This window comes from Bacillus sp. FSL P2-0069, from assembly GCF_038593315.1.
GTDB lineage: Bacteria > Bacillota > Bacilli > Bacillales > Bacillaceae > Bacillus > Bacillus safensis.
The window spans coordinates 128762-147340 of sequence record NZ_CP151984.1 but is presented as its reverse complement, the minus strand read 5'-3'; the positions used below and the strand labels follow the sequence as shown (position 1 = coordinate 147340).

Sequence of the window (18579 nt, the reverse complement as noted above, 5' to 3'; positions counted from 1 at the left end):
TAAAAATGTTTTATTGTTCTTTAACAGAAACTAAATGAGACACCTTGTTAATCATGCCGCGGATCGCTGCATTGTCTTCATGTACGACTGTTTGGTTTGTTTTCTTAAGACCAAGAGTACGAACAGTGACACGCTGATCTTCAGGGCGACCGATTACACTGCGTTTGAGGGTAATTTCTAATTTATTTGCCATTATTGTTCCCTCCTTATCCTAACAGGTCTTCTACAGATTTTCCACGAAGCTTCGCTACATCTTCAGCACGTTTAAGCTCACTTAAACCTTGAAGTGTTGCGCGGATCATGTTGATCGGTGTATTAGAACCTAGAGATTTAGAAAGGATATCAGCTAGACCAGCAAGCTCAAGTACCGCACGAACTGGGCCTCCAGCGATAACTCCTGTACCTTCTGAAGCAGGCTTCAATAGAACGTTTCCTGCACCGAATCGACCGATGATTTCATGTGGAATTGTAGTTCCAACCATTGGTACTTCAATTAAATTCTTTTTCGCATCTTCAACAGCTTTGCGGATCGCTTCTGGTACTTCTTGTGCTTTACCAGTACCGAAACCTACATGACCGTTTTTGTCACCGACAACAACTAAAGCTGCAAAACGGAAACGACGTCCACCTTTAACAACTTTCGCTACGCGGTTAACCGTAACTAAGCGTTCTTCTAACTCTAATTTGCTTGGGTCAATACGACTCATTCGGATGTGTCCCTCCTTCTTTTATTAAAATTTAAGTCCAGCCTCACGAGCAGCTTCAGCTAGAGCTTTTACACGTCCATGATATAGGTATCCTCCGCGGTCAAATACCACGTTAGAGATTCCTTTTTCAACAGCACGTTTTGCAACAAGTTCGCCAACTTTCGTAGCAGCTGCAGTGTCAGAACTATTCTCGATCTTTAACTCTTTATCAAGAGTAGAAGCACTTACAAGTGTTACACCGTTAACATCATCAATTACTTGAGCGTAGATATTCTTGTTAGAACGGAAAACGTTAAGGCGAGGTCTTTCAGCAGTACCTGAAAGTTTCGCACGAACACGAGCATGTCTTTTAAGACGAGTAGCGTTTTTGCTAGTTTTCGTAATCATCCGAGTCACTCCTTTCTTCACATTAAGCGATCTTACTTACCAGTTTTTCCTTCTTTACGGCGAACGAATTCACCTTCGTAACGAATTCCTTTACCTTTGTAAGGCTCTGGAGCACGGACAGCGCGGATGTTAGAAGCTAGAGCTCCTACACGCTCTTTATCGATACCTTTAATGATTACTTTCGTTTGAGATGGAACTTCGATTTCAACTCCAGCCTCAGGAACGATTTCAACTGGATGAGAGTATCCAACGTTAAGAACAAGTTTGTTTCCAGATTTAGCTGCACGGTAACCGACACCGATAAGTTCTAAACCTCTTTCGAAACCTTTAGATACACCTTCAACCATGTTTGCAATCAAGCTGCGTGTTGTACCATGTAATGCACGGTGTTCTTTATTTTCAGACGGACGGCTTACAGTTAAGACGTTGTCCTCAATTTTAATTTCCATATCAGGGTGAAATGCACGAGTTAGTTCACCTTTTGGTCCCTTTACTGTCACTGTGTTATCGTTGTTTGTCACAGTAACTCCTGAAGGGATCTCGATTAGTTTTTTACCTATACGAGACATACCAAGCACCTCCATTCATCTTAAACTTTTTTTACCATACGTAAGCAAGTACTTCTCCACCAGCTTGTTTAGCACGGGCTTCTTTGTCCGATAAAACACCTTGTGATGTAGAAATAATTGCGATTCCAAGTCCGTTAAGTACACGTGGTACTTCATTTGATTTCGCATATACGCGTAAACCAGGTTTACTGATTCTTTTAAGACCAGTGATAACACGTTCGTTGTTTTGGCCGTATTTAAGGAACAAACGGATAATTCCTTGTTTGCTGTCTTCGACGTACTCAACGTCACGGATAAAACCTTCACGCTTTAAGATTTCAGCAATTTCTCTTTTGATTTTTGAAGCCGGTACTTCTAGCTTCTCATGACGTACCATGTTCGCATTGCGAATACGAGTCAGCAAATCTGCAATCGGATCTGTCATAACCATTATTTAATAACCTCCTTCCCATTTATGGGGATTACCAGCTGGCTTTTTTAACGCCAGGAATTTGTCCTTTATATGCAAGTTCGCGGAAACAAATACGGCAAAGTTTAAACTTACGAATAACTGAATGTGGACGACCACATCGTTCGCAGCGCGTATACTCTTGAACTTTAAACTTTTGTTTGCGTTGTTGTTTCGCAATCATAGACTTTTTAGCCACGATTTCGCCTCCCTTTCATTGATTATTTCTGGAACGGCATACCTACTTGAGTTAATAACTCACGTGCTTCTTCGTCCGTATTGGCAGTAGTAACGATAACGATATCCATACCGCGGACCTTTGTTACTTTATCGTAATCAATTTCTGGGAAGATTAACTGTTCTTTAATACCAAGCGTGTAGTTTCCACGACCGTCGAAAGATTTCTTAGAAATCCCGCGGAAGTCACGTACACGTGGTAAAGACACAGAAATAAGTTTATCAAGGAAATCATACATGCGCTCTCCGCGAAGTGTTACTTTCGCACCGATTGGCATTCCTTCACGTAGACGGAATCCAGCAATAGACTTCTTCGCACGAGTAACGACAGGTTTTTGACCAGCGATAAACGTTAATTCTTCAACAGCAGTATCGATTGCTTTAGCGTTTTGAACAGCGTCACCAACACCCATGTTGATCACGATTTTTTCGATTTTTGGCACTTGCATTACTGATTTGTATTCAAACTTAGAAACTAATGCAGGTGTAATTTCTTTTACATACTTTTCTTTAAGGCGGTTCATGAGAAAGACCTCCCTTCCTTATTTACTATTTATCTAGAACTTGCCCAGATTTTTTCGCTACACGGACTTTCTTTCCGTCCTCAACTTTATACCCAACACGTGTCACTTCACCCGTTTTAGGATCAAGCGGCATTACGTTTGATACGTGGATCGGCGCTTCTTGTTCAGAAATTCCGCCTTGAGGGTTAGCTTGGGTTGGTTTAGAGTGTTTTTTCACAAGGTTAATACCTTCTACTAAAACACGTTCCTTTTTAGGGAAAGCAGCAAGGATGACACCTTGTTTACCTTTATCTTTACCAGAGATAACCACTACTTTATCGCCCTTTTTAACATGCATTTAATCGCACCTCCTTGAGTCGCGGATTGTATTCATTAAAGTACTTCTGGTGCTAGAGAAACAATTTTCATATAGTTGTTTTCACGAAGTTCACGTGCTACTGGTCCGAAGATACGAGTTCCACGTGGGCTCTTGTCGTCACGAATGATGACACATGCATTTTCGTCGAAACTGATGTAAGATCCATCGTTTCTGCGAGCTCCGCTCTTAGTACGAACGATAACTGCTTTCACAACTTCACCTTTTTTGACAACGCCTCCAGGTGTTGCTTGTTTAACCGTACAAACAATGACATCACCGATGTTAGCCGTTTTACGTCCAGAGCCACCAAGAACTTTAATCGTTAGTACTTCGCGTGCGCCAGAGTTGTCAGCTACTTTTAAACGAGTCTCCTGTTGAATCATTAATGTTACCTCCTTTCGGAAAAAGAAATCCGAACTTTATTAGATAATAACGGCTTCTTCGACAACTTCAACTAGACGAAAGCGTTTAGTCGCAGATAAAGGACGAGTTTCCATGACCTTTACGATGTCTCCGATTTTTGCTTGGTTGTTTTCATCATGTGCTTTGAACTTCTTAGAGTATCTTACACGTTTGCCATAAAGTGAATGCTTTTTGTATGTTTCAACTACAACAGTGATGGTTTTATCCATTTTGTCAGAAACAACACGACCTTGATACACTTTACGTTGGTTACGTTCGCTCATGTTTGCGGGGCCTCCCCTCTAATTATTATTTATTAGCAGCGATTTCTCTTTGACGAATCACAGTTTTCATGCGTGCGATTGATTTACGCACTTCACGAATGCGAGCAGTATTTTCAAGCTGCCCAGTCGCTAATTGGAAACGAAGATTGAAAAGTTCTTCTTTAAGAGACTTTACTTTTTGTTCAATTTCAGCAGTGGTAAGGTCACGAATTTCATTAGCTTTCATTTGATTCACCACCAATTTCTTCACGTTTTACGAACTTCGTTTTAATTGGCAATTTGTGGGATGCAAGACGAAGAGCTTCACGAGCAACTTCTTCAGACACACCAGAAATTTCAAATAAAACTTTGCCCGGTTTCACTACAGCTACCCATCCTTCTGGAGCACCTTTACCGGAACCCATGCGGACCTCTAGAGGTTTAGCTGTGTATGGCTTAGAAGGGAAAATTTTAATCCAAACTTTACCGCCACGTTTCATGTAACGAGTCATAGCAATACGAGCAGCTTCGATTTGACGGTTTGTGATCCAAGAAGCTTCAAGAGCTTGGATACCGTACTCACCGAAATGTACTTCAGTACCGCCTTTTGCACGACCACGCATTTTTCCACGATGTTCTCTGCGATACTTCACGCGTTTTGGCAATAACATATTATTTTCCTCCTTCCGCAGTATTCTTCTTAGTTGGAAGGACTTCTCCACGATAGATCCATACTTTTACGCCAAGCTTACCATAAGTAGTGTCAGCTTCAGCAGTAGCATAGTCGATGTCAGCACGAAGTGTGTGCAATGGAACAGTACCTTCACTGTAATATTCAGAACGAGCAATATCTGCACCGCCAAGACGACCAGAAACCATTGTTTTGATTCCTTGTGCTCCAGCACGCATTGTGCGTTGGATTGTTTGTTTTTGTGCACGACGGAATGAAATACGGTTTTCAAGTTGACGAGCGATGTTTTCAGCAACTAGCTGAGCATCAAGATCTGCTCTCTTGATTTCAAGAATGTTGATGTGTACACGTTTGCCAGTTAGGCTGTTAAGAGCTTTACGAAGTGCTTCAACTTCAGATCCGCCTTTACCAATTACCATACCTGGTTTAGCCGTGTGGATTGTGATATTTACGCGGTTTGCAGCACGTTCGATTTCTACTTTAGAAACAGACGCGTCAGACAAACGCTTGCTGATGAATTCACGGATTTTCAAGTCTTCATGTAAGAAGTCAGCGTAATCTTTTCCTGCGAACCATTTAGATTCCCAATCACGAATGACGCCAATACGAAGACCTACTGGATTTACCTTTTGACCCACGGATTATCCCTCCTTCTTTTCTGATACAACGATTGTAATGTGGCTAGTACGTTTGTTAATTGCACTCGCACGACCCATAGCACGTGGACGGAATCTCTTAAGTGTTGGACCTTCGTCAACGAATGCTTGAGTAATCACTAGGCTGTTAGCGTCCAACTCGTAGTTGTGCTCAGCGTTTGCGATAGCAGATTTTAATACTTTTTCAATAATTGGTGAAGCAGCCTTAGGTGTAAGGTTTAAGATAGAAACTGCTTCTCCTACTTGCTTACCTCGGATCAGGTCCATTACTAGACGTGCTTTACGAGGAGCAATACGGACTGTTCTTGCGACAGCTTTAGCTTGCATTTAAAAGCCTCCTCTCATTAGCGTCTTGTTTTTTTATCGTCACTAGCATGACCTTTGTAAGTACGGCTTGGTGCGAATTCGCCCAATTTGTGACCTACCATATCTTCAGAAATGAAAACAGGTACATGTTTGCGTCCATCATAGACAGCGATTGTGTGACCGATGAATTGTGGGAAAATTGTAGAACGACGAGACCAAGTTTTTACGACTTGCTTTTTGTCAGTTTCATTCAATTTCTCGACTTTAGCCATCAAATGATCATCAACAAATGGTCCTTTTTTTAAGCTGCGAGCCATTGTGGAACCTCCCTTCGTGATTGAACTACGGTCCTAAATGAACCGTAGACAACCCCGTTACTTGTTTTTACGACGACGTACAATGAATTTATCAGACTTGTTGGTTTTCTTACGAGTCTTGAATCCAAGAGTCGGTTTACCCCATGGAGACATTGGTGATTTACGTCCGATTGGAGCGCGTCCTTCACCACCACCGTGTGGGTGATCGTTAGGGTTCATTACAGAACCACGAACTGTTGGGCGTACGCCTTTCCAGCGAGAACGTCCAGCTTTACCGATGTTGATTAATTCGTGTTGCTCGTTTCCAACTTGACCGATAGTCGCACGGCAAGCAGAAAGAATCATGCGAACTTCTCCTGAGTTCAAACGTACAAGAACGTATTTACCTTCTTTACCAAGAACTTGAGCAGAAGTACCAGCAGAACGAACTAATTGTCCACCTTTACCTGGTTTTAATTCAATGTTATGCACAACTGTACCAACTGGGATGTTGATAAGTGGAAGAGCATTACCTGGTTTGATGTCAGCTTCTGGTCCAGAAGTAACTTCAGTACCAACTTGGATTCCTTTCGGAGCAAGAATGTAACGTTTCTCACCATCTGCATAGTTTACAAGAGCGATGTTAGCTGAACGGTTTGGATCATACTCGATTGTAGCAACGCGTCCAGGTATACCGTCTTTATCACGCTTAAAGTCGATGATACGGTATTGACGTTTGTGACCGCCACCTTGATGACGAACAGTCAATCTACCTTGGTTGTTACGTCCGCCTTTTTTGTGTAGCGGTGCAAGCAACGATTTTTCTGGTTTGTCAGTCGTGATTTCAGCAAAATCTGAAGTAGTCATGCCACGACGACCATTACTGGTTGGTTTATACTTTTTAATCGCCATTTTGAATTTCCCTCCTTCTTTTTAAGATTTACGCTTCAAAAATTTCGATTTCTTTGCTGTCAGCAGTTAATTTCACGATCGCTTTTCTGCGACGGCTAGTCATACCAGTGTAGCGTCCAACGCGTTTTGATTTTCCTTTGTAGTTTTGAACGTTGACTTTCTCAACTTTCACTCCAAAGATTTCTTCAACAGCGTCTTTCACTTCTGTTTTGTTAGCTCTGACATCAACTTCGAACGTGTACTTCTTCTCTGTCATTAGATCAGCAGAACGTTCAGTAATGATAGGGCGCTTTAGAACATCACGAGGATCTTTCATTATGCAAGTCCCTCCTCTACTTTTTCAACCGCTGCTTTAGTGATCAGAAGTTTGTCGTGGTTGACAACGTCAAGAACGTTGATACCGTTAGCTTCAACAACTGTTACTCCAGGGATGTTACGAGCAGATAAAGCAACTGTTTCGTTTGCATCCGCAGTGACGATCAACGCTTTCTTCTCGACAGATAATCCTTTAAGGATGCCTGCGAATTCTTTCGTTTTCACTGCATCAAGAGTCAGATCTTCAAGAACGATGATGTTGTTGTCGATTACTTTAGAAGACAATACTGACTTGATAGCCAAGCGGCGAACTTTTTTAGGTAATTTATAAGAATAACTGCGTGGTGTTGGACCGAATACGATACCGCCTCCGCGCCATTGTGGTGAACGGATAGAACCTTGACGAGCACGACCTGTACCCTTCTGTCTCCAAGGCTTACGACCTCCGCCACGTACTTCAGAACGAGTTTTTACTTTGTGAGTTCCTTGACGTAAGGAAGCTCTTTGCATAAGAATAGCATCGAATACTACGCTTTCGTTTGGCTCGATTCCAAACACAGAAGCGTTTAATTCGATTTCACCGTTAGTAGAACCGTTTTGGTTATATAATGCTACTTTTGGCATGACTTGTTTCCTCCTTTCCTAAGAGAGTTATTTAGATTTAACTGCACTCTTTACAGTTACTAGAGATTTTTTAGCTCCTGGTACGTTTCCTTTGATCAATAGAAGATTGCGTTCTGCATCAACTTTAACGATCTCAAGGTTTTGGACAGTAATTTGCTCTCCGCCCATACGACCTGGAAGAAGTTTACCTTTGAATACACGGTTTGGATCAACAGGTCCCATTGAACCAGGACGACGGTGGTAACGTGAACCGTGAGTCATTGGTCCGCGTGATTGTCCGTGGCGTTTGATAGCCCCTTGGAATCCTTTACCTTTTGATGTTCCTGTTACATCTACGATATCTCCATTTGCGAAAATATCAACTTTGACTTCCTGACCAACTTCATACGCATCTAACTCCGCACCGCGTAATTCTTTTACGAAGCGCTTAGGAGCAGTTTCCGCTTTAGCAACGTGGCCTTTCTCTGGTTTGTTAGAAAGCTTTTCACGTTTGTCATCAAAACCGATTTGGATTGCTTCATAGCCATCCGTGTCAACAGTCTTCTTTTGAAGAACAACGTTAGCAGCAGCCTCAACAACAGTTACAGGGATAAGATCACCGTTTTCTGCGAATACTTGCGTCATACCAATTTTTCTACCTAAGATTCCTTTGGTCATTCGTCACACCTCCTATAATATGTGTTTTCTATTTGAATTAAAGTTTGATTTCGATATCTACACCAGATGGTAAATCTAAACGCATTAGTGCATCAACTGTTTGCGGAGTTGGATTCACGATGTCGATTAGACGTTTGTGAGTACGCATCTCGAATTGCTCACGAGAATCTTTGTACTTATGCACCGCACGAAGGATTGTGTAAACTGATTTTTCAGTTGGAAGCGGAATTGGACCAGATACACTAGCACCAGAACGCTTAGCCGTTTCAACAATCTTCTCAGCAGATTGATCAAGAATTCTATGATCATATGCTTTTAAACGAATACGAATTTTTTGTTTTGCCATTATTTTCCCTCCTTTTCGCCTACTTACGTTAGACAGTTCTCCGTGAGAAAAACCTGATCACCTCGCCATGGCAAAGCGGCCGGGTGTGTCAGCAACCTCTCACTTCATCGCAGTCAAAGACCAACATGCACTATTGTACCAAATTGGCCTGCGTGTTGCAATAATAAATCGGATAAATTTATGATTTGCACACTTTTCATATTATACAGGGATTCAGCCTATAAATCAAGCTTTCCCTGAAGATGATGTATAGCAGTCTTTCTTATGATACGTATAAATTCATCTGGTTCCTCAATGTGCGGGGAATGTGCAGAGTCTTTAAAGGTAAACCATTCTTTGATTGGTGCTTTTAATTGATCAACATATGGTTTTGATACAGCAGCTGGTGTAATCATGTCGTGATCGCCAATGAGAAAGTAGCACGGTATTAATATAGTAGAAACTCGGAATTGAATACTCTCATTCATTAGCTGATCCCATAGCTTGTCTTGACTAAACTTCTGTCCTTTCATGAACTTCCATTTATCTTTAAGCTGATATTGCTTACTAAAAAGAAACCCTTTTAGCATTTGAAAAACCGGTTTCCATCTATGTGTGAGACCTACGCTCGCAAACTCTTTATATAGAGAAAACAAGGCATGAGCTGATGTCCGTTTCCATGGAGGGGGCGTCAGTAATCGCAGACACCCAGTAAACAGACGATTGCGATGATATTTCTTCAAAAGGAGCTCGTACGATACGATATCTTCCTTTAACACATCTACTACCTGACTAATCCCGTAATATGCATGATAAAGATCTGGACGCTTATGTACTGCTTGTATGGCAATTAATGATCCCCACGAATATCCTGCGATATACAATTTTGAATGACCTAGATAAGTTAGAAGCTTCTCTGTCAGTTCAATCGTGTCTTCAATAAATTGCTGAATGGTCATCGATGCATCGGGAAGATTCTCTTGATAGGAAAGTCCTGCACCCCTCTGATCCCAATGGACAACTGTAAAGTCCTGATCAAGTTCCCCGTGAAAGGAATCAATATAACTGATTTGAGCCGAGCCGGGCCCGCCGTGTAAAAATAAAAGGACAGGCTTCGTTTCACTCGTCTGGTCTTCTTTCATCATAATCCATTGGTCAATCCCGCCGATCGACCATTTTTTCAAATATGTCTTTACCATTCCAGCGATCCTCTCGGTTCCATTTAGATTCTATAGCTTATAGTAGCCGTTCTGATCTGGAAAAGCAAAAAAAGAGACCCTTTTGCAAGGAGTCTCTTTTGTATGTTTATTACTTAATGATAGTTGAAACGACACCAGAACCTACAGTACGTCCACCCTCACGGATAGAGAAACGAGTTCCTTCTTCGATAGCGATAGTAGAGATAAGTTCAACTTCCATCTCAGTGTTATCGCCAGGCATTACCATTTCAGTACCTTCTGGAAGATGTACGATACCAGTTACGTCAGTTGTACGGAAGTAGAACTGCGGACGGTAGTTAGCGAAGAATGGAGTATGACGTCCACCCTCTTCTTTAGAAAGTACATAAACTTCAGCTTTGAAACGGCTGTGTGGAGTGATTGTACCTGGTTTAGCAAGTACTTGACCACGTTGGATATCTTCACGAGATACACCACGAAGTAGTGCACCGATGTTGTCACCAGCTTCAGCGTAGTCAAGAAGTTTACGGAACATTTCAACACCTGTAACAGTTGTTTTACCGTTTTCTTCTTGAAGACCGATGATTTCAACTTCGTCACCGACTTTAACTTGTCCACGCTCAACACGACCAGTAGCAACTGTTCCACGACCAGTGATTGAGAATACGTCCTCAACTGGCATCATGAATGGCTTCTCAGTGTCACGCTCTGGAGTTGGGATGTACTCATCAACCGCATCCATAAGTTCAAAGATTTTTGCTTCGTAATCAGCATCTCCTTCAAGAGCTTTAAGAGCAGAACCTTTGATAACTGGTACATCGTCACCAGGGAAGTCATAGTCAGAAAGAAGGTCACGAACTTCCATTTCAACAAGTTCAAGTAACTCTTCATCGTCAACCATGTCACATTTGTTAAGGAATACTACGATGTATGGTACACCTACGTTACGAGAAAGTAGGATGTGCTCACGTGTTTGTGGCATTGGACCATCAGCAGCAGATACTACTAAGATCGCGCCGTCCATTTGAGCAGCACCAGTGATCATGTTTTTAACATAGTCAGCGTGTCCTGGGCAGTCTACGTGTGCATAGTGACGAGTTTCAGTTTCATACTCAACGTGTGCAGTTGAGATTGTGATTCCACGCTCGCGCTCTTCTGGAGCACCATCGATTTGGTCATAAGCCATAGCTGTACCTTTACCAGATTTCTTATGAAGAACTGTTGAGATAGCAGCAGTTAGAGTTGTTTTACCATGGTCAACGTGTCCAATTGTACCAATGTTAGCATGCGATTTGGAACGGTCGAATTTTTCTTTAGCCATTCTAAAAATCCTCCTTAAAGGTTCATTGTATTTGGTATAGAGTGATAGAAAGTGAAGAGTTACCTCTCACTTTCTGATCTTCAATAGTAGTTATACTTTAGTTTAAAGGCAAAATCAATTATTCACCTTTATTTTTTTTGATGATTTCTTCACTGATGCTCTTAGGCACTTCTTCGTAGTGATCCATGTGCATAGTGAAAGTACCGCGTCCTTGTGTGTTAGAACGGAGTGCAGTAGCATATCCGAACATTTCAGAAAGTGGAACCATAGCGCGAACAACTTGAGCGTTACCGCGAGCTTCCATACCTTCTACACGTCCACGACGAGATGTGATATCACCCATGATGTCTCCCATGTATTCTTCAGGGATAACAACTTCCACTTTCATCATTGGCTCAAGTAGAACTGGGTTACATTTGCTGACAGCATTTTTCAATGCCATAGATGCAGCAATTTTGAACGCCATTTCGTTCGAGTCAACATCGTGGTAAGATCCATCAAATAATTTTGCTTTGATGTCGATTAATGGGAATCCAGCTAATACACCATTTTCAAGTGAATCTTCAAGACCTGCTTGAATTGCTGGGATGTATTCACGTGGAACAACCCCACCGACGATTGCATTTTCAAATTCGAATCCTGCGCCTTCTTCGTTTGGTTCGAATTCAATCCAAACGTGTCCGAACTGACCGCGTCCACCAGACTGACGTACGAATTTACCTTCAACTTTTGCACCAGAACGGAATGTTTCACGGTACGCAACTTGAGGAGCACCTACGTTAGCTTCAACCTTGAACTCACGCTTCATACGGTCAACAATGATATCAAGGTGAAGCTCACCCATACCAGAGATGATCGTTTGACCAGTTTCAGGGTTTGTTTGTGTACGGAATGTTGGATCCTCTTCAGCTAGTTTAGCTAAAGCGATACTCATTTTATCTTGGTCAGCCTTAGATTTAGGCTCGATAGCTACATCGATAACTGGCTCTGGGAATTCCATAGACTCAAGGATAACAAGATTTTTCTCGTCACAAAGAGTATCACCAGTAGATGTATCTTTAAGACCTACAGCTGCTGCGATATCCCCTGCATATACAGTAGAGATTTCTTCACGGCTGTTTGCGTGCATTTGAAGGATACGTCCAACACGTTCACGCTTGTTCTTAGAAGAGTTCTTCACGTATGAACCAGAATCAAGTGTTCCAGAGTATACGCGGAAGAAAGTTAGTTTCCCAACATAAGGGTCAGTCATAACTTTAAATGCAAGAGCTGCGAATGGTGCGTCATCAGTAGACTCACGAACAACCTCTTCATTTGAATCTGGCAGGATACCTTTAATTGCAGCAACATCAGTTGGTGCAGGAAGGTAGTCAAGCACAGCGTCAAGTACAAGCTGAACACCTTTGTTTTTGAAAGCAGATCCAACAAGAACTGGGTAGAATTCAACATTCAATGTTCCTTTACGGATTGCAGCTTTCAATTCAGGAATTGTGATTTCTTCACCCTCAAGGTATTTTTCCATAAGCTCTTCATCAAGCTCAGCAACAGCTTCAATTAGGCTGCTGCGAAGCTCTTCAGCTTTGTCTTTATACTCAGCAGGGATTTCTTTAGCATCAGAGCGAGTTCCAAGGTCATCTTCGTAGAAGTATGCTACGTTTTCTACAAGGTCGATGATTCCTTCGAATTGATCTTCAGCGCCGATCGGCAATTGAATTGCATGAGCGTTCGCTTGAAGACGATCTCTTAATGTGCTTACAGAGTAAAGGAAGTCCGCACCAGTTTTATCCATTTTGTTAACGAATACGATACGAGGTACTCCGTAAGTTGTTGCTTGGCGCCAAACTGTTTCAGTTTGTGGCTCTACACCTGATTGTGCATCAAGAACAGCAACCGCACCATCAAGTACACGTAAAGAACGTTCAACTTCAACAGTGAAGTCTACGTGTCCTGGTGTATCGATGATGTTTACACGGTAACCCTTCCATTGTGCTGTAGTAGCAGCAGAAGTGATTGTAATACCACGTTCTTGCTCCTGCTCCATCCAGTCCATTTGTGAAGCTCCTTCGTGAGTTTCACCAATTTTATGGATACGACCAGTGTAGTACAAGATACGCTCAGTCGTTGTCGTTTTACCGGCATCGATGTGAGCCATGATACCAATATTACGAGTTTTGTCTAAGGAGAACTCTCTTGCCATTGGGTAATTTCTCCTTCCTCATTAGGGAATAGTTTTTTTAGTTTGGTATAAATCCTACCAGCGGTAGTGAGCGAATGCTTTGTTCGCTTCTGCCATTTTGTGTGTATCTTCACGTTTCTTAACAGCAGCACCAGTGTTGTTAGCTGCGTCAAGGATTTCGTTAGCAAGACGCTCTTCCATCGTTTTTTCTCCACGAAGACGAGCATAGTTTACTAACCAGCGAAGACCTAAAGTAGTACGGCGGTCTGGGCGAACTTCTACAGGAACTTGGTAGTTAGCTCCACCTACACGACGTGCTTTAACTTCAAGAACTGGCATGATGTTTTTCAAGGCTTGTTCGAAAACCTCCATCGCTTCATTACCAGTACGTTCTTTGATGATATCAAATGACTTGTAGAGGATTGTTTGTGACTTTCCTCTTTTACCGTCGATCATCATTTTGTTGATCAAACGAGATACAAGTTTAGAATTGTAAATTGGATCTGGCAATACGTCTCTTTTTGCTACAGGACCTTTACGTGGCATCTGAATAGCCTCCCTTCTCTTTTAAAAGGATTTCTATCTGTCTCTCATCTCAATATCATTGTCAGCTGCCTGACTCCACTGATCTGATATCAACTTCTAAAAACCCTTATGTTTGTTTGTATTATTTGCTTTGTTTAGGGCGTTTTGTTCCGTATTTAGAACGTCCTTGCATACGACCGTCAACTCCGGCAGTATCAAGCGCACCACGAACGATGTGGTAACGTACACCCGGTAAGTCTTTTACACGTCCGCCACGGATAAGTACTACACTGTGCTCTTGTAGGTTATGTCCGATACCAGGAATGTAAGCTGTTACCTCAATCAGGTTAGACAAACGTACACGAGCATATTTACGTAGTGCTGAGTTTGGTTTTTTCGGTGTCATTGTACCGACACGAGTACAAACCCCGCGCTTCTGTGGAGATGTTACGTTAGTGTGCTCTTTTTTGAAACTGTTGTATCCTTTGTTAAGTGCAGGTGACTTTGAGTTTTCAACTTTACTCACGCGTCCTTTGCGTATTAGCTGATTAATTGTAGGCATGTTGTTATTCCTCCCTTCATTACTTTTTTTATAACCCACATACCCAGGTGGTTCATCAAAAGGCAAAAAACAATGCTTTTGCATTTTATACATGCAAAAACAAAACAAGTACGCTATAACATAATGGCAACAGCTGCTGCCCCAACTTCAATTCCGCAGGCCTTGCCGAGCTTTTTCATGGAATCTACCACTAAGATGTCTACACCCTTCTCTTGCGCTAGTTTCAATACACTAGCGGTTAAAGCAGGATCAGCATCTTTCGCTACGACGACTTCCTTAACTGAATCTCGTTTCAGAGCTTTTACTGTTTGCTTCGTACCAATAATAATGGATTGAGCCTGTGATACTTTATCATAAGACATCGAATATCCTCCAAAGTAACAGGTTTTATTTTGAGCACCTTGGTTATATTATCATCATGGCAGAAGGATGTCAATATCGTATGACAGATTATCTTGACATCCTTCACCATTTTTTGATGATTTTATAGGAATCTCATGAGAAAGATTACTCTACAGGAACCATGTCGTCAGACGGCTGCACTTGCGAAACCGGCTTAACTTTACGGTAGTTTGGCATTCCCGTTCCAGCAGGAACAAGTTTACCGATGATCACATTCTCTTTCAAGCCAAGCAGTTCATCACGTTTTCCTTTGATCGCCGCATCTGTTAGGACACGAGTCGTTTCTTGGAAGGATGCCGCAGACAAGAATGAGTCTGTTTCAAGTGAAGCTTTTGTAATACCAAGAAGAACTGGACGGCCTGTTGCAGGACGTTTGCCTTCGAATAGTACTTTTTTGTTCGCTTCAGTGAATTGATGTACATCAAGAAGTGTGCCTGGTAATACATCTGTATCCCCTGCATCAGCGACACGCACTTTACGAAGCATTTGGCGAACCATTACCTCTACGTGCTTATCTCCGATTTCTACCCCTTGCATACGGTATACTTTTTGTACTTCATGAAGCAGATATTCTTGAACAGCTGTCATGTCAGTCACTTTAAGAAGTTCTTTCGGATCGATCGAACCTTCTGTAAGTACTTGACCACGAGTAACTGTGTCACCTTCAACAACTTTCAGACGTGCATTGTAAGGAGCTGTGTAAGAACGAGTTTCAACTTCGCCTTGAACCACAATTTCCTGCTGCTTGTCACGAACATCGTTAATTTCAGCAACGACACCATCAATTTCAGAAATTGTCGCTTGCCCTTTCGGATTACGCGCTTCAAATAGCTCTTGGATACGAGGTAGACCTTGTGTGATATCGTCTCCTGCTACCCCACCGGTGTGGAACGTACGCATTGTAAGCTGTGTTCCTGGCTCACCGATTGATTGTGCAGCGATGATTCCAACTGCTTCACCGACTTCAACGTCAGTACCAGTTGCAAGGTTACGGCCGTAGCATCGTTTACATACACCATGAGGCGTGTTACATGTAAATGCTGAACGGATCCATACTTCCTCAATTCCTGCTTCAACTACTTCAAGTGCTTTATCTTCATCAATTAGTTCGTTTTCGGCTACAATGACTTCGCCTGTTTCAGGATGAACAATTGGTTTTCTTGCAAAACGTCCGATCAGACGTTCTTCAAGTTTCTCAATAATTTCATTTCCTTCTTTAATGGACTTCGCCAAGATTCCACGGTCTGTACCGCAATCTGTTTCACGGATGATAACATCCTGTGCAACGTCAACGAGACGACGCGTGAGGTAACCTGAGTCAGCTGTTTTAAGGGCTGTATCGGCAAGACCTTTACGCGCACCGTGAGTGGAAATAAAGTATTCCAATACGGTTAAACCTTCACGGAAACTAGATTTAATCGGAAGTTCGATGATACGTCCAGCCGGGTTGGCCATCAGACCACGCATACCAGCCAGCTGAGTAAAGTTAGATGCGTTACCACGCGCTCCAGAGTCACTCATCATGTAGATTGGGTTGACTTCATCAAGGGACTTCATCAGTTTACCTTGGATCACATCTTTAGAAGAACTCCAGATTGAAATAACTCTCTCATAACGCTCTTCTTCAGTAATCAAACCACGTCTGAATTGCTTCATGACGTTATCTACTTTTGCTTGTGCTTCTTCAAGAATTTGCTGCTTATCATCTAATACGACGATATCAGACACACCAACCGTAATACCGGCTTTAGTAGAGTATCTGAAACCAAGATTTTTCATGCGGTCAAGCATTTTAGATGTCTCAGTGATATGGAATCTCTTAAAGATTTCTGCAATGATTTTCCCTAAAATACCTTTTTTGAACGGCGCATTGATTTCTTGTTTCTCGATCGCAGCTTTTACATCCTCACCTTTTTCAAGGAAGAAACGATCAGGCGTTTTTTCTTCAATATTGCTCTTTGTCGGCTCATTCATGTATGGGAATGATTCCGGTAAGATTTCGTTAAAGATCAGTTTTCCAACTGTTGTAATCAACAATTTAGAACGCTGTTCATCAGTGAATGTCACATTCTTCAACGAGCTAGCTGCAACAGCTACACGTGTATGAAGATGCACATAACCATTTTGATAAGCTAGAAGGGCTTCGTCAGTATCTTTGAAGACCATACCTTCTCCGATAGCACCTTTGCGCTCAAGTGTAAGGTAGTAGTTACCAAGCACCATATCCTGAGATGGCGTAACAACTGGTTTTCCATCTTTCGGGTTCAAAATGTTTTGAGCCGCAAGCATTAAGATACGAGCTTCAGCTTGAGCTTCAGCAGATAATGGTACGTGAACCGCCATTTGGTCACCGTCAAAGTCAGCGTTGTAGGCTGTACATACAAGTGGATGAAGACGAATTGCGCGTCCTTCCACAAGTGTAGGTTCAAACGCTTGAATACCAAGTCTGTGAAGAGTCGGTGCACGGTTTAGTAAGACTGGATGCTCACGAATAACTGATTCTAATACATCCCATACTTCTGGCTGCACGCGCTCAATTTTACGCTTCGCACTCTTGATGTTGTGAGCTAATCCTTTTTCAACAAGTTCCTTCATCACGAATGGTTTGAATAATTCAAGAGCCATTTCTTTCGGAAGTCCACACTGATACATTTTCAAATGTGGTCCTACGACGATAACGGAACGTCCAGAATAGTCAACACGTTTACCAAGCAAGTTTTGACGGAAACGTCCTTGTTTCCCTTTCAGCATGTGAGAAAGAGATTTCAATGGTCTATTTCCTGGTCCTGTTACTGGTCGGCCTCTACGTCCATTATCAATCAAGGCATCGACAGCTTCTTGAAGCATACGCTTCTCGTTCTGAACGATGATGCTTGGCGCGCCAAGATCTAATAAACGCTTCAGACGATTGTTACGGTTGATGACACGACGATAAAGGTCGTTCAAGTCAGAAGTAGCAAAACGTCCACCATCAAGCTGAACCATTGGACGTAATTCTGGCGGAATAACCGGAAGTACATCAAGAATCATCCAAGATGGTTTGTTTCCTGAGTTACGGAAGGCTTCTAACACTTCAAGGCGTTTGATCGCACGTGTACGTCGCTGTCCTTGAGCAGTTTTCAGCTCTTCCTTCAGTGTATCTACTTCTTTTACAAGATCGATATCTTGAAGAAGTTTGTTGATTGCTTCTGCACCCATAGCTGCTTGGAATGTATTACCGTATTTATCTAAATAAGCACGGAATTCTTTCTCAGAAAGAAGTTGTTTCTTCTCAAGCGGTGTATTGCCCGGATCTGTCACGACGTAAGAAGCGAAGTAGATCACTTCTTCTAACGCACGTGGTGACATATCAAGAACAAGACCCATACGGCTTGGGATACCTTTGAAATACCAAATGTGGGAAACTGGGGCAGCCAGTTCAATATGCCCCATTCTCTCACGACGGACTTTTGCCCGTGTTACTTCTACACCACAACGGTCACATACAACACCCTTATACCGAACGCGTTTATACTTCCCACAATGACATTCCCAGTCTTTTTGCGGTCCGAAGATACGTTCACAAAAGAGACCATCTTTTTCAGGTTTCAGTGTACGATAGTTAATCGTTTCAGGCTTTTTCACTTCACCAAAAGACCAAGAACGGATTTTATCAGGTGATGCGAGACCGATGTTCATATACTCAAAATTGTTCACATCTAGCAAGGGGCCTACCTCCCTTTTAATCTTCGGGTTATA

At 42.2% G+C, this 18579-nt stretch carries 27 protein-coding genes; all 27 read right to left on the bottom strand.

The genetic code is table 11. The features are described 5' to 3' along the window. Positions 1 to 10: 10 nt before the first annotated feature. The 27 genes from rpmD to rpoC all read right to left on the bottom strand — a co-directional run bounded on the left by rpmD (position 11) and on the right by rpoC (position 18546). Positions 11 to 193 carry a 50S ribosomal protein L30 gene (rpmD, locus tag NSQ34_RS00825; RefSeq protein ID WP_003217067.1) on the bottom strand — a complete coding sequence of 61 codons (183 nt, stop codon included), beginning with the start codon at positions 191 to 193 and terminating at the stop codon, positions 11 to 13. 13 nt (positions 194 to 206) lie between these two features. Further along, positions 207 to 707, bottom strand: coding sequence for a 30S ribosomal protein S5 (rpsE, locus tag NSQ34_RS00820; protein WP_007496332.1), 501 nt, complete (start codon positions 705 to 707; stop codon positions 207 to 209). Positions 708 to 731: 24 nt separating this feature from the next. Next, positions 732 to 1094 (bottom strand): 50S ribosomal protein L18, encoded by a 363-nt coding sequence (gene rplR, locus NSQ34_RS00815; RefSeq protein WP_008356544.1) that lies wholly within the window; start codon positions 1092 to 1094, stop codon positions 732 to 734. 32 nt (positions 1095 to 1126) lie between these two features. Further along, entirely contained in the window at positions 1127 to 1663 is a 537-nt protein-coding gene (gene rplF / locus NSQ34_RS00810) for a 50S ribosomal protein L6 (protein ID WP_024425602.1), read from the bottom strand. A gap of 31 nt (positions 1664 to 1694) precedes the next feature. After that, positions 1695 to 2093, bottom strand: a complete 399-nt coding sequence (gene rpsH / locus NSQ34_RS00805) for a 30S ribosomal protein S8 (RefSeq protein WP_007496327.1) — start codon at positions 2091 to 2093, stop codon at positions 1695 to 1697. A gap of 31 nt (positions 2094 to 2124) precedes the next feature. Then, positions 2125 to 2310, bottom strand: a complete 186-nt coding sequence (gene rpsN / locus NSQ34_RS00800; RefSeq protein ID WP_008356542.1) for a 30S ribosomal protein S14 — start codon at positions 2308 to 2310, stop codon at positions 2125 to 2127. A 22-nt stretch (positions 2311 to 2332) separates the two neighbouring features. After that, entirely contained in the window at positions 2333 to 2872 is a 540-nt protein-coding gene (gene rplE, locus NSQ34_RS00795) for a 50S ribosomal protein L5 (protein WP_003217159.1), read from the bottom strand. A 25-nt stretch (positions 2873 to 2897) separates the two neighbouring features. Next, the gene (gene rplX, locus NSQ34_RS00790) at positions 2898 to 3209 is read right to left on the bottom strand and encodes a 50S ribosomal protein L24 (protein WP_008356538.1); all 312 of its coding nucleotides are present in this window, start codon (positions 3207 to 3209) and stop codon (positions 2898 to 2900) included. Positions 3210 to 3244: 35 nt separating this feature from the next. After that, positions 3245 to 3613 carry a 50S ribosomal protein L14 gene (gene rplN, locus NSQ34_RS00785; protein WP_003216882.1) on the bottom strand — a complete coding sequence of 123 codons (369 nt, stop codon included), beginning with the start codon at positions 3611 to 3613 and terminating at the stop codon, positions 3245 to 3247. A 39-nt stretch (positions 3614 to 3652) separates the two neighbouring features. Then, positions 3653 to 3916 (bottom strand): 30S ribosomal protein S17, encoded by a 264-nt coding sequence (rpsQ, locus tag NSQ34_RS00780; protein ID WP_003216906.1) that lies wholly within the window; start codon positions 3914 to 3916, stop codon positions 3653 to 3655. A gap of 25 nt (positions 3917 to 3941) precedes the next feature. Further along, positions 3942 to 4142: a 50S ribosomal protein L29 gene (gene rpmC / locus NSQ34_RS00775; protein WP_003217155.1), complete on the bottom strand. Its 201-nt coding sequence runs from the start codon at positions 4140 to 4142 to the stop codon at positions 3942 to 3944. Further along, the gene (gene rplP / locus NSQ34_RS00770) at positions 4132 to 4566 is read right to left on the bottom strand and encodes a 50S ribosomal protein L16 (protein WP_003156478.1); all 435 of its coding nucleotides are present in this window, start codon (positions 4564 to 4566) and stop codon (positions 4132 to 4134) included. The genes rpmC and rplP overlap by 11 nt, the downstream gene beginning before the upstream one ends. A 1-nt stretch (position 4567) precedes the next feature. Beyond that, positions 4568 to 5224 (bottom strand): 30S ribosomal protein S3, encoded by a 657-nt coding sequence (gene rpsC, locus NSQ34_RS00765; RefSeq protein ID WP_003217241.1) that lies wholly within the window; start codon positions 5222 to 5224, stop codon positions 4568 to 4570. Positions 5225 to 5227: 3 nt separating this feature from the next. Then, the gene (gene rplV / locus NSQ34_RS00760; RefSeq protein WP_007496316.1) at positions 5228 to 5569 is read right to left on the bottom strand and encodes a 50S ribosomal protein L22; all 342 of its coding nucleotides are present in this window, start codon (positions 5567 to 5569) and stop codon (positions 5228 to 5230) included. Positions 5570 to 5586: 17 nt separating this feature from the next. Further along, positions 5587 to 5865 carry a 30S ribosomal protein S19 gene (rpsS, locus tag NSQ34_RS00755; protein ID WP_003216920.1) on the bottom strand — a complete coding sequence of 93 codons (279 nt, stop codon included), beginning with the start codon at positions 5863 to 5865 and terminating at the stop codon, positions 5587 to 5589. A 57-nt stretch (positions 5866 to 5922) separates the two neighbouring features. After that, positions 5923 to 6756: a 50S ribosomal protein L2 gene (gene rplB, locus NSQ34_RS00750; protein ID WP_024425599.1), complete on the bottom strand. Its 834-nt coding sequence runs from the start codon at positions 6754 to 6756 to the stop codon at positions 5923 to 5925. 28 nt (positions 6757 to 6784) lie between these two features. Beyond that, positions 6785 to 7072 carry a 50S ribosomal protein L23 gene (gene rplW, locus NSQ34_RS00745; protein ID WP_003217016.1) on the bottom strand — a complete coding sequence of 96 codons (288 nt, stop codon included), beginning with the start codon at positions 7070 to 7072 and terminating at the stop codon, positions 6785 to 6787. Continuing rightward, entirely contained in the window at positions 7072 to 7695 is a 624-nt protein-coding gene (rplD, locus tag NSQ34_RS00740) for a 50S ribosomal protein L4 (protein ID WP_024425598.1), read from the bottom strand. Before rplD ends, rplW begins: the two co-directional genes overlap by 1 nt. A gap of 27 nt (positions 7696 to 7722) precedes the next feature. Beyond that, positions 7723 to 8352 (bottom strand): 50S ribosomal protein L3, encoded by a 630-nt coding sequence (gene rplC / locus NSQ34_RS00735; protein ID WP_024425597.1) that lies wholly within the window; start codon positions 8350 to 8352, stop codon positions 7723 to 7725. A gap of 37 nt (positions 8353 to 8389) precedes the next feature. Next, a complete protein-coding gene (rpsJ, locus tag NSQ34_RS00730; RefSeq protein ID WP_003156464.1) occupies positions 8390 to 8698 on the bottom strand; it encodes a 30S ribosomal protein S10 in 309 nt (102 codons plus the stop codon). Positions 8699 to 8916: 218 nt separating this feature from the next. Further along, positions 8917 to 9876 (bottom strand): alpha/beta hydrolase, encoded by a 960-nt coding sequence (locus NSQ34_RS00725; RefSeq protein ID WP_034283889.1) that lies wholly within the window; start codon positions 9874 to 9876, stop codon positions 8917 to 8919. Between the two features lie 109 nt (positions 9877 to 9985). Continuing rightward, positions 9986 to 11176 carry an elongation factor Tu gene (gene tuf, locus NSQ34_RS00720; RefSeq protein ID WP_034283892.1) on the bottom strand — a complete coding sequence of 397 codons (1191 nt, stop codon included), beginning with the start codon at positions 11174 to 11176 and terminating at the stop codon, positions 9986 to 9988. Between the two features lie 118 nt (positions 11177 to 11294). After that, a complete protein-coding gene (fusA, locus tag NSQ34_RS00715; RefSeq protein ID WP_024425594.1) occupies positions 11295 to 13373 on the bottom strand; it encodes an elongation factor G in 2079 nt (692 codons plus the stop codon). A 54-nt stretch (positions 13374 to 13427) separates the two neighbouring features. After that, complete coding sequence (rpsG, locus tag NSQ34_RS00710; protein ID WP_003216884.1) at positions 13428 to 13898, bottom strand: 30S ribosomal protein S7; 471 nt, start codon at positions 13896 to 13898, stop codon at positions 13428 to 13430. Between the two features lie 121 nt (positions 13899 to 14019). Then, a complete protein-coding gene (rpsL, locus tag NSQ34_RS00705; protein ID WP_003216962.1) occupies positions 14020 to 14439 on the bottom strand; it encodes a 30S ribosomal protein S12 in 420 nt (139 codons plus the stop codon). A 113-nt stretch (positions 14440 to 14552) separates the two neighbouring features. Beyond that, on the bottom strand, positions 14553 to 14801 hold the full coding sequence (locus NSQ34_RS00700; RefSeq protein WP_024425593.1) for a 50S ribosomal protein L7ae-like protein: 249 nt from the start codon (positions 14799 to 14801) through the stop codon (positions 14553 to 14555). Between the two features lie 145 nt (positions 14802 to 14946). Beyond that, on the bottom strand, positions 14947 to 18546 hold the full coding sequence (gene rpoC, locus NSQ34_RS00695) for a DNA-directed RNA polymerase subunit beta' (RefSeq protein ID WP_024425592.1): 3600 nt from the start codon (positions 18544 to 18546) through the stop codon (positions 14947 to 14949). Positions 18547 to 18579 lie beyond the last annotated feature (33 nt).

What these genes read in the sequence shown, in the direction of transcription:
- rpmD (WP_003217067.1), bottom strand. Translation starts at nt 193, where the DNA reads ATGGCAAATAAATTAGAAATTACCCTCAAACGCAGTGTAATCGGTCGC.
- rpsE (WP_007496332.1), bottom strand. Translation starts at nt 707, where the DNA reads ATGAGTCGTATTGACCCAAGCAAATTAGAGTTAGAAGAACGCTTAGTT.
- rplR (WP_008356544.1), bottom strand. Translation starts at nt 1,094, where the DNA reads ATGATTACGAAAACTAGCAAAAACGCTACTCGTCTTAAAAGACATGCT.
- rplF (WP_024425602.1), bottom strand. Translation starts at nt 1,663, where the DNA reads ATGTCTCGTATAGGTAAAAAACTAATCGAGATCCCTTCAGGAGTTACT.
- rpsH (WP_007496327.1), bottom strand. Translation starts at nt 2,093, where the DNA reads ATGGTTATGACAGATCCGATTGCAGATTTGCTGACTCGTATTCGCAAT.
- rplE (WP_003217159.1), bottom strand. Translation starts at nt 2,872, where the DNA reads ATGAACCGCCTTAAAGAAAAGTATGTAAAAGAAATTACACCTGCATTA.
- rplX (WP_008356538.1), bottom strand. Translation starts at nt 3,209, where the DNA reads ATGCATGTTAAAAAGGGCGATAAAGTAGTGGTTATCTCTGGTAAAGAT.
- rplN (WP_003216882.1), bottom strand. Translation starts at nt 3,613, where the DNA reads ATGATTCAACAGGAGACTCGTTTAAAAGTAGCTGACAACTCTGGCGCA.
- rpsQ (WP_003216906.1), bottom strand. Translation starts at nt 3,916, where the DNA reads ATGAGCGAACGTAACCAACGTAAAGTGTATCAAGGTCGTGTTGTTTCT.
- rpmC (WP_003217155.1), bottom strand. Translation starts at nt 4,142, where the DNA reads ATGAAAGCTAATGAAATTCGTGACCTTACCACTGCTGAAATTGAACAA.
- rplP (WP_003156478.1), bottom strand. Translation starts at nt 4,566, where the DNA reads ATGTTATTGCCAAAACGCGTGAAGTATCGCAGAGAACATCGTGGAAAA.
- rplV (WP_007496316.1), bottom strand. Translation starts at nt 5,569, where the DNA reads ATGCAAGCTAAAGCTGTCGCAAGAACAGTCCGTATTGCTCCTCGTAAA.
- rpsS (WP_003216920.1), bottom strand. Translation starts at nt 5,865, where the DNA reads ATGGCTCGCAGCTTAAAAAAAGGACCATTTGTTGATGATCATTTGATG.
- rplB (WP_024425599.1), bottom strand. Translation starts at nt 6,756, where the DNA reads ATGGCGATTAAAAAGTATAAACCAACCAGTAATGGTCGTCGTGGCATG.
- rplW (WP_003217016.1), bottom strand. Translation starts at nt 7,072, where the DNA reads ATGAAAGATCCTCGTGATGTTCTAAAGCGCCCTATCATTACTGAACGT.
- rplD (WP_024425598.1), bottom strand. Translation starts at nt 7,695, where the DNA reads ATGCCAAAAGTAGCATTATATAACCAAAACGGTTCTACTAACGGTGAA.
- rplC (WP_024425597.1), bottom strand. Translation starts at nt 8,352, where the DNA reads ATGACCAAAGGAATCTTAGGTAGAAAAATTGGTATGACGCAAGTATTC.
- rpsJ (WP_003156464.1), bottom strand. Translation starts at nt 8,698, where the DNA reads ATGGCAAAACAAAAAATTCGTATTCGTTTAAAAGCATATGATCATAGA.
- NSQ34_RS00725 (WP_034283889.1), bottom strand. Translation starts at nt 9,876, where the DNA reads ATGGTAAAGACATATTTGAAAAAATGGTCGATCGGCGGGATTGACCAA.
- tuf (WP_034283892.1), bottom strand. Translation starts at nt 11,176, where the DNA reads ATGGCTAAAGAAAAATTCGACCGTTCCAAATCGCATGCTAACATTGGT.
- fusA (WP_024425594.1), bottom strand. Translation starts at nt 13,373, where the DNA reads ATGGCAAGAGAGTTCTCCTTAGACAAAACTCGTAATATTGGTATCATG.
- rpsG (WP_003216884.1), bottom strand. Translation starts at nt 13,898, where the DNA reads ATGCCACGTAAAGGTCCTGTAGCAAAAAGAGACGTATTGCCAGATCCA.
- rpsL (WP_003216962.1), bottom strand. Translation starts at nt 14,439, where the DNA reads ATGCCTACAATTAATCAGCTAATACGCAAAGGACGCGTGAGTAAAGTT.
- NSQ34_RS00700 (WP_024425593.1), bottom strand. Translation starts at nt 14,801, where the DNA reads ATGTCTTATGATAAAGTATCACAGGCTCAATCCATTATTATTGGTACG.